General features: G+C 53.2%; 14 protein-coding genes. 11 read left to right on the forward strand and 3 right to left on the reverse strand.

All coding sequences use genetic code 11. The features are described 5' to 3' along the window. Nucleotides 1-176 precede the first annotated feature (176 nt). Genes M3089_RS15915 through M3089_RS06100 form a run of 6 tightly spaced genes read left to right on the forward strand, consistent with a single transcriptional unit; the run spans nt 177 to nt 6,109 of the window. Nucleotides 177-434 (forward strand): hypothetical protein, encoded by a 258-nt coding sequence (locus tag M3089_RS15915; protein WP_394802243.1) that lies wholly within the window; start codon nt 177-179, stop codon nt 432-434. Continuing rightward, nucleotides 427-1,641: a conjugative transposon protein TraM gene (traM, locus tag M3089_RS06080; RefSeq protein ID WP_249082481.1), complete on the forward strand. Its 1,215-nt coding sequence runs from the start codon at nt 427-429 to the stop codon at nt 1,639-1,641. The genes M3089_RS15915 and traM overlap by 8 nt, the downstream gene beginning before the upstream one ends. 31 nt (nt 1,642-1,672) lie before the next feature. Next, complete coding sequence (gene traN / locus M3089_RS06085; RefSeq protein ID WP_249082482.1) at nt 1,673-2,560, forward strand: conjugative transposon protein TraN; 888 nt, start codon at nt 1,673-1,675, stop codon at nt 2,558-2,560. A gap of 8 nt (nt 2,561-2,568) precedes the next feature. Then, nucleotides 2,569-3,033 carry a hypothetical protein gene (locus M3089_RS06090; RefSeq protein ID WP_249082485.1) on the forward strand — a complete coding sequence of 155 codons (465 nt, stop codon included), beginning with the start codon at nt 2,569-2,571 and terminating at the stop codon, nt 3,031-3,033. A gap of 24 nt (nt 3,034-3,057) precedes the next feature. Then, nucleotides 3,058-5,367 (forward strand): type IV secretory system conjugative DNA transfer family protein, encoded by a 2,310-nt coding sequence (locus M3089_RS06095; RefSeq protein ID WP_249082487.1) that lies wholly within the window; start codon nt 3,058-3,060, stop codon nt 5,365-5,367. A 46-nt stretch (nt 5,368-5,413) separates the two neighbouring features. Further along, a complete protein-coding gene (locus tag M3089_RS06100; RefSeq protein ID WP_249082489.1) occupies nt 5,414-6,109 on the forward strand; it encodes a TraX family protein in 696 nt (231 codons plus the stop codon). A 134-nt stretch (nt 6,110-6,243) separates the two neighbouring features. On the opposite strand, the gene M3089_RS06105 is transcribed toward M3089_RS06100, so the two are convergent. Together M3089_RS06105 and M3089_RS06110 are read right to left on the reverse strand one after the other, a co-directional pair. Then, nucleotides 6,244-6,783, reverse strand: coding sequence for an AlkZ-related protein (locus tag M3089_RS06105; protein WP_309249697.1), 540 nt, complete (start codon nt 6,781-6,783; stop codon nt 6,244-6,246). 10 nt (nt 6,784-6,793) lie between these two features. Continuing rightward, on the reverse strand, nt 6,794-7,159 hold the full coding sequence (locus M3089_RS06110; protein ID WP_249082491.1) for a DUF2200 domain-containing protein: 366 nt from the start codon (nt 7,157-7,159) through the stop codon (nt 6,794-6,796). A gap of 267 nt (nt 7,160-7,426) precedes the next feature. Between M3089_RS06110 and M3089_RS06115 the strand changes: the two genes are divergently transcribed. From M3089_RS06115 to M3089_RS06125, 3 genes are read left to right on the forward strand one after another with little or no spacing between them, the layout of a single operon-like run. Beyond that, nucleotides 7,427-8,413 (forward strand): DUF3592 domain-containing protein, encoded by a 987-nt coding sequence (locus tag M3089_RS06115; RefSeq protein ID WP_249082492.1) that lies wholly within the window; start codon nt 7,427-7,429, stop codon nt 8,411-8,413. Between the two features lie 38 nt (nt 8,414-8,451). After that, a complete protein-coding gene (locus M3089_RS06120; RefSeq protein WP_249082494.1) occupies nt 8,452-9,165 on the forward strand; it encodes a DUF3592 domain-containing protein in 714 nt (237 codons plus the stop codon). 14 nt (nt 9,166-9,179) lie between these two features. Next, nucleotides 9,180-9,584: a hypothetical protein gene (locus M3089_RS06125; RefSeq protein ID WP_249082497.1), complete on the forward strand. Its 405-nt coding sequence runs from the start codon at nt 9,180-9,182 to the stop codon at nt 9,582-9,584. A 1-nt stretch (nt 9,585) separates the two neighbouring features. On the opposite strand, the gene M3089_RS06130 is transcribed toward M3089_RS06125, so the two are convergent. Next, on the reverse strand, nt 9,586-10,182 hold the full coding sequence (locus M3089_RS06130; RefSeq protein ID WP_249082500.1) for a glucosaminidase domain-containing protein: 597 nt from the start codon (nt 10,180-10,182) through the stop codon (nt 9,586-9,588). Nucleotides 10,183-10,271: 89 nt separating this feature from the next. Between M3089_RS06130 and M3089_RS06135 the strand changes: the two genes are divergently transcribed. Both M3089_RS06135 and M3089_RS06140 read left to right on the forward strand, forming a co-directional pair. After that, a complete protein-coding gene (locus tag M3089_RS06135) occupies nt 10,272-11,048 on the forward strand; it encodes a DUF4099 domain-containing protein (protein ID WP_177608007.1) in 777 nt (258 codons plus the stop codon). Nucleotides 11,049-11,060: 12 nt separating this feature from the next. Continuing rightward, nucleotides 11,061-12,386 (forward strand): MutS N-terminal domain-containing protein, encoded by a 1,326-nt coding sequence (locus M3089_RS06140; protein ID WP_249082502.1) that lies wholly within the window; start codon nt 11,061-11,063, stop codon nt 12,384-12,386. The last annotated feature ends 212 nt before the right edge of the window (nt 12,387-12,598 follow it).

A 12,598-nucleotide genomic window follows, 5' to 3' on the forward strand; every position in this document is an offset into this window, starting at 1 on the left:
TGCAACCCAAACTGGGAAAGGCCGGGGAAAGACTCCGGTTGGCCGGTCGCATCCGTCTGGCGAACATCTGGGCCCGGAAGCATCCGAAAAGGACTTTCGCCTGTGTCACGGGGATATTGTCCCTTCTGCTGGTGTGTTCCCTTGTCACGGGCAGGGGCAGTTCAAACGGAAACAGTATGGTAAAACCGGACATCAACGGCATCGCCAGCATGGAACCCCTGTTCCAAGGCTTCCACGCCATACAGTCGAACAAGGGGCTGCACCGTGTCACGATGCTGGAGCTGGCGGACAGCGGACGGGCCATCCGCCGGGAACTCGACTCCCTGATAGCCATCAGGCAGAAGTCGCACGGTGACTCCCTGCGCATTGTCAGGCAGTACAGGCGGCTGGAGAACATTGTAAAATTCATCAACAACAACGGAGAACATGATTAAAGTCAATTTCAAACAACCCAAGTACATCTTCCCGGCCGTCATCTTCATACCGCTGTGCGCCCTGGTGTATTTCGTGATGCAGACCTTCGGGGGAGGCGGAGAGCCGGAACAGGCCGTGGCCACTGACCGCATCAACACGGAACTACCCGAAGCACACGCAGAGGAAGCAGGGGACAAGATGTACGAGATGTCGCGCCGCTTCGGCGACGAGGACGCCTTTACCGCCGTGGGCGGCATCGGCGAGGAAAAGGAGGAGAAAGAGGAGCCGGGACACGGCTACAGCGAGGAGGAACTGGACGGACTGGACGCAGCGGAAGCAGAGCGCATCCGTAGGCAGCAGGAAATGGAGGAACTGGAACGCTCGCTGGCGGAGTCCAGGCGGCACATCAATTCATACGCCTATGGCAACAATGCACCTTCAGACCGTATGTCTGATGGAAGCAGTGGCATGGGCTACACTTCGCAGGACGACTTCGCCCGTGACCTGGAGGAAATCCAACGCCGCAGCTACGAGAGGCAGAAGGCCATCGGGCGCGGCCTTGGGTTCGGCGACCCGGAAGCGGAAGAGGCGGCCAAAAGGCAGCGTGCCGACTCGCTGGCGAGAATCCGCAAGGAAGAGGCGGAACGAAACCGCCCGAACCTTGTCATCAAGTCTGCCGACACCAATGCGGACAAGTTCCATACGGTGGCCGCTCCCGACGGTACGGCGGAAGCCAGGCTGATACGCGCCATGATAGACCAGACCACCAAGGCCAAGGAAGGCACGCGCCTGCGCTTCAAGCTGCTTGACAACGTGACGGTGAGCGGCACCAAGTTAAGGAAAGGCACTTACCTCTACGGCACGGTGACGGGATTCTCCAGCCAGCGAGTGAAGGCTACCATCACCAGCATACTTGCCGGGGACAAGTTCATCAAGGTCAAGCTGTCCGTATTCGACAACGACGGCATGGAGGGCTTCTACGTGCCCGAATCCTCGTTCCGCGATTTCGTGAAGGACGCGGGTTCCAACGTGGTGCAGCAGGACATCAACATAGAGTCCGACGGCGGCTACGGCTCAGGAATATCCGGCGAGGCCGTTGCATTGCAGGCCCTGCAGAACATGTACAACTCCGCCACATCCGCCCTGTCGTCCAACATACGGAAGAACAAGGCGAAAATCAAGTACAACACCATCGTCTACCTCATCAACTCGGACGATGCAAGGTAAACATGATTTGAAAACAAATACATACTTATATATGAAAGCAAGAACCATCTTACTGACTTTGCTCTGCGCCGTGGGCATGACCGCCTACGCCAACGAGAAAATCTATGTCAACCGGGACGTGACCACGCACATCGTCATGCCCGAACCCATCAAGCTGGTGGACATCTCCACCCCAAAGATTGCAGGCAACCAATGCACGGACAACATCGTCCGCATCAAGCCGTACCATGATGAGGGTGATTCCATACAGTCCGGCGGCTACACGGAGAACGAGCTGCTGGGCACCATCACGCTCATCGGGGAAAGGCACATCGCGCAATACGACGTCCTCTATACCGAAGATTCGGGACAGGCGGCCGCCATCTTCGAGGTGCCGTACACCCATACGCAGTCCTACATCAACCCCGAAGTCACCATGCCCATGTCCGAAATGGCACGCTATGCGTGGGCGGTGTACGGCAGCAGGCGCAAGTACAACCAGATCGTGACGAGGGCGCACGGGATGAAGGCCACGGTCAACAACATCTACGCCGTCGGGGATTACTTCTTCATCGACTTTTCGCTGCGCAACAAAACGAAGATTCCCTACGACATCGAGGAAATCCGCGTGAAGCTCACGGACAAGAAGGAGACCAAGGCGACCAACTCGCAGACTATCGAGCTGTCGCCCGTATTCACGCTCAACTCCACGAGGAAGTTCAGGAAAGACTACCGCAACGTGATGGTGCTGCCCAAGCTGACCTTTCCCGACGAGAAGGTGCTGCGCATTGAAATATCCGAGAATCAGATCAGCGGACGGGTCATCGTGCTGACCGTCGAATACGAGGACATCCTCCATGCGGACGGCTTCGATGCCGACATCCTGAAGGATGCAGCCTACTATCCTTATTACTATATCTCTTATTCCGACAAGCAATGAAGAAGTTTTTGAAGAAGTTTTTAATCACCTTATTCAGTGCGGTCGTTGCCATTGGCGCGTCCGCACAGGACGGCAAGCTGGCGGTAAACGCCGGCTTCCTGTTTCCCTCCACACTGAACGCGACCGTAGGTTACGAGCATCCGCTGTCATACGGAAATGCCGTGGAGCTGTACGGCGAGGCCGGTACTCATTGGCAGGAAAAGGATTTCTGGAAAGGCTACTATTGGGACGGCGGCATTGTCTACAAGCACCGGCTGGTGCGTTACAAGAACGGAATGCTCCGTTTCCGCTTCGGCCCTCAGTTCGGCGCGGTACAAAAGCGGTTCTTCATCGGGTTGGAGGGAGGGTTTGAATACAGCTATGTGTTCCGTAACGGCTGGGAGTTCGCCCTGATACAGAAGAACAACGTGAACTTCCTGCACGGAGATACGTTCCGCAACGGGTTGTTGCTTGGAATGAGAATTCCTTTTTAACCACTTGTAAATAAAACAGAAGGCATGGCATTTGAAGAGACAAGGGAACAACAGCAGATGTACAACTATTTCCGCAGTTGCATTTACATCTTCCTAATCATAGAGATTGTGATGAACCTACCCGTCACGGCGGACAACCGCGTCACACAGTTTATACTCGACCTGCTGGCGCGCTTCAAGGTGTTCAACACCGTGTCGGGCTGTAAGCTAGCGGAGCTGGTGTGCATCTGCATCGTCTGTATCGGCACCAAGGCGAAGAAGGCGTTGAAGTTCAATGTGCGCACGATGGTGGTCTATCCCGTGCTGGCCGGGCTAACCCTTGTCGGGCTGTGCTTCGTGTTCCATGGGATGTATTTTGGCGTCAGCTGGTTCGGCTTCCCGGCCAACCGCATCTTGTACGCTCTCTGCTCCGTGGTGGGCACCATGCTGGTACACCAGGGTCTGGACGGCATCGCCAAGTATTACAACAACAAGGTGGGCGAAGACCGCTTCAACTTCGAGAACGAGTCGTTCCAGCAGTCGGAGGCATTGGTCGCCAACAACTATTCGGTGAACATCCCCATGATATACTATTGGAAACGGAAAATGCACAGGGGATGGATAAACATCATCAACCCGTTCCGTGGGACTATCGTTCTCGGTACGCCCGGTTCGGGAAAGTCGTTCGGCGTCATCGACCCGTTCATCCGGCAGCACGCTGCCAAGGGTTTCGCCATGATGGTATATGACTTCAAGTACCCCACGCTTGCCAAGACGCTCTTCTACCAGTTCTGCAAGAACAGGAAGGCCGGCAGGCTGCCTGCTAACTGCGGCTTCCGCACCATCAACTTTACCGACGTGGAATATTCAGACCGCATCAACCCCATACAGCGGAAATACATCCCCGACCTTGCGGCGGCTTCGGAAACGGCGGCGACCCTGCTGGCGTCGCTCAACAAGGGCGGTGGCGAGAAGAAAGGCGGTTCGGAGGCGTTCTTCACCAATTCGGCGGAGAACTTCCTCGCGGCCATCATCTACTTCTTCGTGAACTTCCACCCCGTGGGCTTCAAGGACGGCAGGAAGCTCAGACGCTTCATCCTACACGAGGGAAAGAAGCTGGAAATCGTGATAAAGAATTGGGACGACTTCAACGCCATAGACAAGGACGGCAATGTAGTGCTGGACTTCGTGGACGAGAAAGGCAATGATGTTTCCACGGACGAGGACAGGATGTTCGTGGACTTGAACGGTTACAGCTACAAGGACCGCACGGGAAAACTGATACGTATCGACCGCTGCTGGTACGAGGACAGGGACGGTAACGAGGTGGAGCCGGACACCATTACGGGGGAATATTCGGATATGCCGCACGTGCTCTCTTTTTTGGGCAGGCCATACGACCAGGTGTTCAACATCCTCATGCAGGACGACAAGATTGCTTCTCTCATGGCGCCGTTCAAGAGCGCTTACGAGAACAAGGCCAACGACCAGTTGGAAGGAATGGTGGGCACGCTCCGCGTCAACGCCGCAAGGCTCGTGTCGCCGGAGGCCTACTGGGTGTTCACCGGGGACGACTTCGACCTGAAGATTTCCGACAGGGAGCATCCGAGCTATCTTGTGATAGCCAACGACCCGGAGAAGGAGCAGGTCATCGGCTCGCTCAACGCCCTCGTGCTGAACCGCCTGATAACCCGTGTGAACTCAAAGGGGAACATCCCGGTGAGCATCATCGTGGACGAGCTGCCCACGTTGTACTTCCACAAGATAGACCGACTTATCGGTACGGCACGCTCCAACAAGGTGGCCGTGACATTAGGTTTTCAGGAACTTCCGCAACTGGAGGCAGACTACGGCAAGGTGGGTATGCAGAAAATCATTACCACGTGCGGCAACATCTTCATGGGGGCTGCCCGTAACAAGGAGACGCTGGAATGGGCGCAGAACGACGTGTTCGGCAAGGCCAAGCAGACCTCGCGCTCCATATCCATCAACGACCAGAAGGTGTCCACCACCATATCAGAGAAGATGGACTACCTCGTTCCGGCGGCGAAGATAGCGGACATGGCCACCGGATGGCTGGCCGGACAGGCGGCGCGCGACTTCACCGCCACGGACGAGAGTATGTTGGAGAAGTTCGACATCGAACAGTCGGAGGAGTTCAAGACCACCAAGTATTTCTGCAAGACGCACTTCGACATGAAGAAGATTAAGGACGAGGAGGAACACTACGTGCCGCTGCCCAAAATCTACGAGTTCAAGAACGACAGGGAGAAGGAAATTCTGCTCAACCGCAATTTCAAACGGGTTAATCAGGAGGTAGAGGATATGGTCAAGGAACTGCTTGGAATGAGCTAAGTGATTGTCTAACTGTTTCTGATAACATATTGAAAGATAATGATATATGAATATTGGTTCGACTTCCTATCTGCCTGAACCGCTTCTTTTGTTGAGCGGAAGCGCATTGAAAATCATCGCCGTGGTTTCCATGGTTATTGACCATTACGCATATTATCTTATGGATGGCAATACAATGACTTATGAGGTGATGCGGTGCTTCGGGCGTATCGCCTTCCCCGTGTTCGCTTTCCTGGTTGCGGAAGGTTTCGCCCATACGTGGAACAGGATGCGGTACTTCCTTTCCCTCATGTTGTTCGCAGTCGTCAGCGAAGTGCCGTGGTATCTGTTGAACGGTGCGGACGGCACGCACAACGTGATGTTCACGCTGGCCTTGGGAGTGGCGGCATTGGCCGCATTCGAGAGGCTTTGGGAACATCGTATCTTATGCTGTTGTTCCATATTGATGACGGCATGGCTAGCGGCATGGTTGGAAGCGGACTACGAATGGAGGGGTGTGCTGATGATAGTAGTGTTCTACCTGTTGAATATGGGCAAGAACACACCGGTCACTTTGCGCAGGATAATGCAGCTGCTGTTTGCTTTTCCGCTGATGATGCACTACGGCATAATCGGTGCGCTGCTTGCCTGTGCGGTCATCTTCCTGTATAACGGCACAAGGGGTTTCATCCACGGGAATGTGGCCAAGTACTGTTTCTATGCCTTTTATCCGGCACATCTGTTCCTTTTATGCATCTGTTGAATGTTCACTTCAACAGGAAGTCAAATAAACGTCCGTCCGCATCCGGGAACAATCCTTGAAAGTGCTTTTCCATCCGCTGGCGCGACTCTTCGGGAGTGCGGTCGGGATGGCAGCTGTCCTTGCCCAAGAGGACTTCAGGCATGGTAAGCAACGACCATCCCCCAGCCGTAGTTGCGCCCGTGCCGGTCTTTCGAATAGACGAAATCCTCCGTGACGATATAACAGCCCATTTCAAGACGTGAGATATAGGTATCGAACTTGCCGCGCATCTTCGTTCCCGTAAAGCCGCAGGCTTTGCGCAGGTCACGGGTAATCATGCTGCCGTTTTCCTGCAATGTCTGAAGTATCATGTCCTCAATGCTGCTTTCCTCCGGATGTGGATACACATTTCGGCGCCAGTTGCAGAAGTCCGGCCACCATTCGCGGCTTATGAAGGCAGCTTTCCGGTCAAAGAACTTGCCGTATGCGCATCCGCTCTCCCGGATGATGTCGCCTTTCCATTCCCATAGCGGCCATTCCCATCCGCCGTCGGGCAACGTGACGTAACGGCATTCCTCGTCAACCGCTTCTTCCGCCGACCATCCGTCCAGTCCCATGTGCAGCAACGGCAGGAAGCCGATTTCGTTGATGTATTCAACCAATCCGCTGCAATTATATATCTCGTTTATTTTCATGGCAACTTTTTTATGTATTCGGACAAGAGTTCCTTAGAATCTTATCCATGCTCTTCCCTTTGGCAAGTTCGTCAACGAGCTTGTCAAGATACCTTATCTTACGCATCAGTGGTTCTGCAATGATCTCGACCCGAACACCGCAGACCGTTCCCTTGATAAGCAGGCGGTCGGGATTCAACTGTGGGGCGTTCTGAAAAAAATCGCCGTATGTAATGTCGGTGGCGAGAATTTCCGTAAGCTGTCCGGGCGTGTACCCTGTGAGCCATTGCGCAATCTGCCGCACCTCGCTTTCCGACCGTCCCTTCCGTTCGGCCTTGGCAACCAGCAAGGGATAGACCTTGGCCAACGGCATCTGATATACTTTGTTCGTTTCCATGACACATTTATATGATGGCTGTTCACGTTCGTTTATATTGGGACAAAGTTGCTGTTCTTTTGCTAATCAGGCAATTTCCAGCTCGTTTCTTGTCATATTCTACAAAATTTTAGGAAAAGGCGTCGGAAATCATAGGTTTATGCACTTGTAATTATCTATATTCCGCCATAATTTGGTTTATGCTATTCGCCATATTTCACAATGCTGTAACCGTGATGAAACATCAGGATGCTATTTTTGTCATCAAATCCATTAAACATTCGTATCATGAAAGAAAAGGACCTGCGCAAAGAAGTCTATAAAGAAAGCAAGAAGAGCCAACGAAAGGAAACGGTTATTGTCTTTGCAGTAATAGCCGGGGCAGGTGCTCTTTTCTGGTGCGCATTAATTCCGATTAATTTTTGGTTTGGTTGTGGATTAGGCCTTTTCTTAATCGCAGTGGCTTGCTTCTTTGCCCATGCTACCTGGAAGAGGCATCAGACGGAGCTTCACGCGGTTGCGCAAGGTATCTTGACGGAAGCCGAAGTGGTGGAACTGAAGGATGAAAAGGACTCTGACGGCAAGCTGACGACAATGGCCGTCTATGAATTTGCCTTGCCCGGAGGCTCGAAGCACCGCTTCAAGGAATCCGTTTCTTCCTCGATGGCAGGGATTTTGGGGCTGATACGGGTGGGCGTCAAGCTTCCCCTGTTTGTTGACCGGAATAATCCGGACATTTTCTATAAGATGAAACACCGCCTTACAGAACAATCCGTTCCGGATATGGACGATGCCGTCATCAGCCAATACCTCGGAAAGTATGGGAATAGCTTGGACAGGCTACGGCCTGAGGAGGTTGTCCGGGGATACAAGATGTTCGGGCGGATATGGAGGACATTCTTAGGGCTCGTCATCGCCGGTGCGTTGGCAGGCATCGGTTTCGTGGTGTACAATAACTGGCGGAATATGCGCCATGACGACATCGGGCTTCCTCCCGGCGTGTTTATTTCCCTCATAGGCACTACGGAGGTCTACCAGTATTTCCCCGAAACCAATGAGTGGAGCTACTATGCAGATGATTTTGGTGTAGCGCGGACAGCCCGTTGGCGTTATGACAGCAAATGCCGCAAGCCGCTCCAACTGGGCTACACCGGTGCCTCTTTTACATCCCAAGGGGCGAGCGACTGGCCGGAACTGCTCATTCCCGAAAGTTACCGTGATCGGTTGGACGAGTTTGCCGCAGACAAGACGGACAACAGTTTGACTCCTCCATGATTTATCATTTGTCCTATTCACTAAAAAACATATTCATTATGTATCCCGACAGAGAGAAGGCATTGGCCAAAGGCAGACGGAAAGGCAAAACCTTTATCCGCGTATTCTGCGGCATATTTATTTCGGTAGGTATTATCCTGCTCATCGTCGGCATCGCCGTTGGTGTCAGCGGCCACACATTCCGGCAAAAGGCTGAACCGACGGATGCCGTTATCTTGGCCATGCGCGGAGCGAGCAGCGAATCGTTGGGTACTCCTGTCGTGGAATATACCGTAGACGGAAAATCCTATACGGCCATGCTCAACATGGCATCCTCGTCCATGTATCCGGGCAAGCGGATAACCATATATTATCAGAAAAACTATCCGCGGGAAGTGCGCTATCTGGACGATAACGGTTGGCTGATTCTCATCTTCGCGTTTATAGGAACCGTGTTTACCGGAATAGGGACGGCCTTCTGGCTGGTGAAACGCAGCCATGAGCGGAAAGCCCGTCAGCTGTTGGCAACGGGGGAAGTGGTGGAAGCGGAAATTACAGGCATCGGTGAAGATACAAGCAGTTCGATGAACGGACATCATCCTATCATGGTCAGTTGCCGCTACACCGCACCGGATGGACGGGTGTACTTCTTCCGCAGCGGTTCCTTCTGGTATGAAAGCTACGAGATAGCCCCGAAGAAGAAGGTGCGCGTGTATGTGGACCGCAACAATCCGGCAAATTATTATGTAGATGTGGACAGTGCCGTAGGATAAAGAGTCATCCCTTTATGCAAAGAATTATGCGGCTATTGAAATCATTTATCGTTTGGATATGCTTCATCCCTGTGGCAATACTCAATGGCGGATTGCGTGAATATGTACTGGTCAAGCTTATTGGAGAAGAAACGGCATTACCCGTGAGCGGGATATTGCTAAGCGTATTCATCTTTCTGGTAACATGGCTGATGCTTCCCCGTTTGGTAAAAGACTGTGGCATGAAAGGCTGTCTGGCAATAGGTGTTTGCTGGGCGTTATTGACCGCAGCCTTAGAGTCTGCCGCCGGAATTACCGGAGGCAGTACCATTACGGAAATTCTTGCCGCCTACAATCCATCGACGGGCAATCTGTGGGTGCTTGTATTGGCGACGACATTACTGTCACCTGTGCTGCTGAAAATGTTCAAACAGATTTAATTTAGAGGTATTGCTCCAATATACGGCTTAGCGAACGGACATACCTTGGGTCTTCCGCATAGCCGATGTTCTTCAGCCATAGCAGGTAGTTCCCTCCATTGTACTTGTACTGCACTTTTGTATAGTACGCCCTGACGCTTTCCGTCCAATGCCCAAACTCGAAATATTTTCCTGTCCGTGGATTGGTCAGGCCGAACAGGTTATGCTTGTTCCTGCATACCGGGGAGGTGAACCATCCGGTTTCAAGGATAGCCTGCGCCAATACGATTTTCGGATGTCGTATGCCGTTGCGCATGATTTCCGCATAGAGGTTGGGGATAGTCAATTCGGGAGGCATGGATTTTGGGGATGTCCTTTTGTCACCTTTTTGGCCTATTCCCTTCTTCTTTTCTTTTGTCGCCACATGAATATGCAGGGTGTCATTTCTGACACTTTGCGCATTATTGTTGATTGTATCATTCTCTTTTCCAGTCGTTTTCATCATTTTGTTTCCGGAGCCGGGTATTAACTCCGACTCTTTGGTGATGGTATAGAACTGTGCCGATGCGCTAAGGGGCATCAGCAACAGCATCAGGAACGACAGAATAGTGTTGTGCATTTCTTTTTCTCGTTTGGGTGAAAATACTTTTGCAGGGTGTTCAAGCGGTTCCGGCCGCAAAATTAACCCGTAAAAACAAGTATAACGAAATGGACAACAGAAATTTATCCGAAACGCTGCCCTACGGGAAGCTGGCGATGCTGGGTATCGACAAGGAGAAGGCAGACCTTCTTCCGCAAGAGGTGAAGGAAAAGCTGCTCTCCGGCGAGGTCACGCCCCTCATGCAGGTCTCCATCCGCGCACAGAACGGCAACGCCGTCACGCTGCCGCTCAAACTCCAGCTGGTGACAGACCGGCAGGGCAACCCGGCCCTGATGGCCTATCCCGTCAGGGCAATTCTTGAAACGGAACGCAACAAGGCTCTCGGCCTGACTGAACAGGAAGCGGAACGCCTCAAAAAAGGCGAAGTCATACAGAAAGCCGTGGATGTGGACGGCGAAAAGACCCGGCAGTACCTCCAGCTCGACCCTGAGACCCGTTCCGTCATCCACCGCCGTGTGACCGAAATTCGGCTGGAACAGAAGCTGAAGGACATGGAGAAGGTGAACGACATCGAGCTGGGTACGCAGCAGAAGCAGCAGGTGCGCGACGGCAAGCCCGTGGAACTCAATGTCGGCGGCGAGAAGGTGTCGGTCGGCGTTGACCTGAGGGAGCCGCAAGGCTTCAAGATCATCAAGGGCGACCTGAAGGAATGGGAACGCCAGCAGAAGCTACGCTACGATGAGTTACACCCGGAATACCTCGGACTGGTGCAGACCGACAGCAACCGTTGGGAATACCGGAAGGTCGTGGACAGGCAGTCGCAGGAACGTGCCATGAAGCTGCACTCCCCCAAAGAGAATGCCAGCCAAAGTCTCAAACGCTAAATTTATCCGCTTATGGCAAAGAAACAAGAACAGGAAACTGCCGCTGATATGTTGCGGCAGTTCGACTCGCTGAAACAGAAGCATCCCGACGCGATGCTCCTCTTCCGCAAGGGGGATTTTTACGAGATGTACAGGGAGGATGCGGTCAAGGCCGCCGCCGTACTGGCCATCACGCTGACCAGCAGAGTTCTTCCCGGTGAGAAAGACCCCGTCAAATACACCCTGTTTCCCTATCACGCCTTGGATGTATATCTTCCCAAACTGATACGCTCCGGGCAGAGGGTGGCCATCTGCGACCCGATTGAAACGCCCAGGCAGAAAAAGGAAGAAAAAGCCGACCTGAAAGCCGGAGAAAAGTCAAAGGTAAAAGAAGAAATCATACCCAACAATACCGATATGGCAAAGAAGAAGAAAGAACAGGCCGTGCAGGATAAGCCTGTCCAAACTGACCCCAATGAGGTGAAGGAGAAACCTGCCCGTCAGAAAAGCACGGAACAAAAGGCAGGTACGGAACAGAAAGCTGAAGCGAAGGCGGATGCCAATGTGGAGCAACAGGCCGAGGCGAAGAAGGAACGCAAGCCGCGCGAGCCGCAGATGGTGACGGCCGACGGCGGCAAGGTGACCCACGGCCATGCCTACCAAGGCAAGGACAACCCGGAGGACTGGTACTTCACCGCAAAGATTGACGGTCAGCAGCTCAAGCCGCAGAAGATGGACGCCGCTGACCTCGCCGCTTACCAGAAGAAGGAGCTGACCGTGCCGCAGCTGATGGAACGCTACTACCCGACAAAGCTGATGCCGAAAGTGTCGGAGGACACCTACAGGTTCCCCCGGCAGATGGAGGGTGCGGAAGGTTCCGTCGCCATCGAGAAGTTCAATGTCTACAAGGAGAAGGACGAGCAGCGTCCCGACTTCGGCAGGTACAAGTTCTATGCCCAAGTGGGTGACGCAAGGATGTCCGCCGTGGCCTCGCGCCAGGATCTGAACGCTTACTTCGACAGGGTGATGACACCCAACCAGCTTATCGAGAAAAACTTCGGCGAACGGCTGCACCTGAAATCCGCCTACGAGAAGTACCGGCTTCCCGAAGGCGTTGACCCTAAGGGGATCCGTGTGGCGAAAGACCATACCGACAACAAGTGGAAGGTGTACGTGGACATGGGCGACAAGGGCAAGACCGCCAAACATGAAATCTCTTTTGACGACGGCTATTCGCTTTTCAAGACCCATACCGCCACGCGCGAGCAGATTGCCGCCAAGTACCTTACCCCGGAAATCAACGGGTTGCTTTCGGCGCAGACCGCCAAACTGGAGAAATCAAACTCCATGAAAATGTAAAGCAGACTATTTAGAATCAGAACCAAACAGTATAAACATCAAAAGAACAGGAATATGTCAACACCAATGAATCACGAGGAGCTGGTTGAACTCCTTCAGGAAGGCAAAATAGGCTATCTCCGCTTCGTGCTGGAGGGCGAAAGCGAACAGGACTATCTGGAGTGGTGCCGTGCGCCCGGCAGTGGGTTTTAAACCACTTGCGCAGCCGCGCA

The organism is Marseilla massiliensis (assembly GCF_023336985.1).
Lineage (GTDB): Bacteria > Bacteroidota > Bacteroidia > Bacteroidales > Bacteroidaceae > Prevotella > Prevotella intestinigallinarum.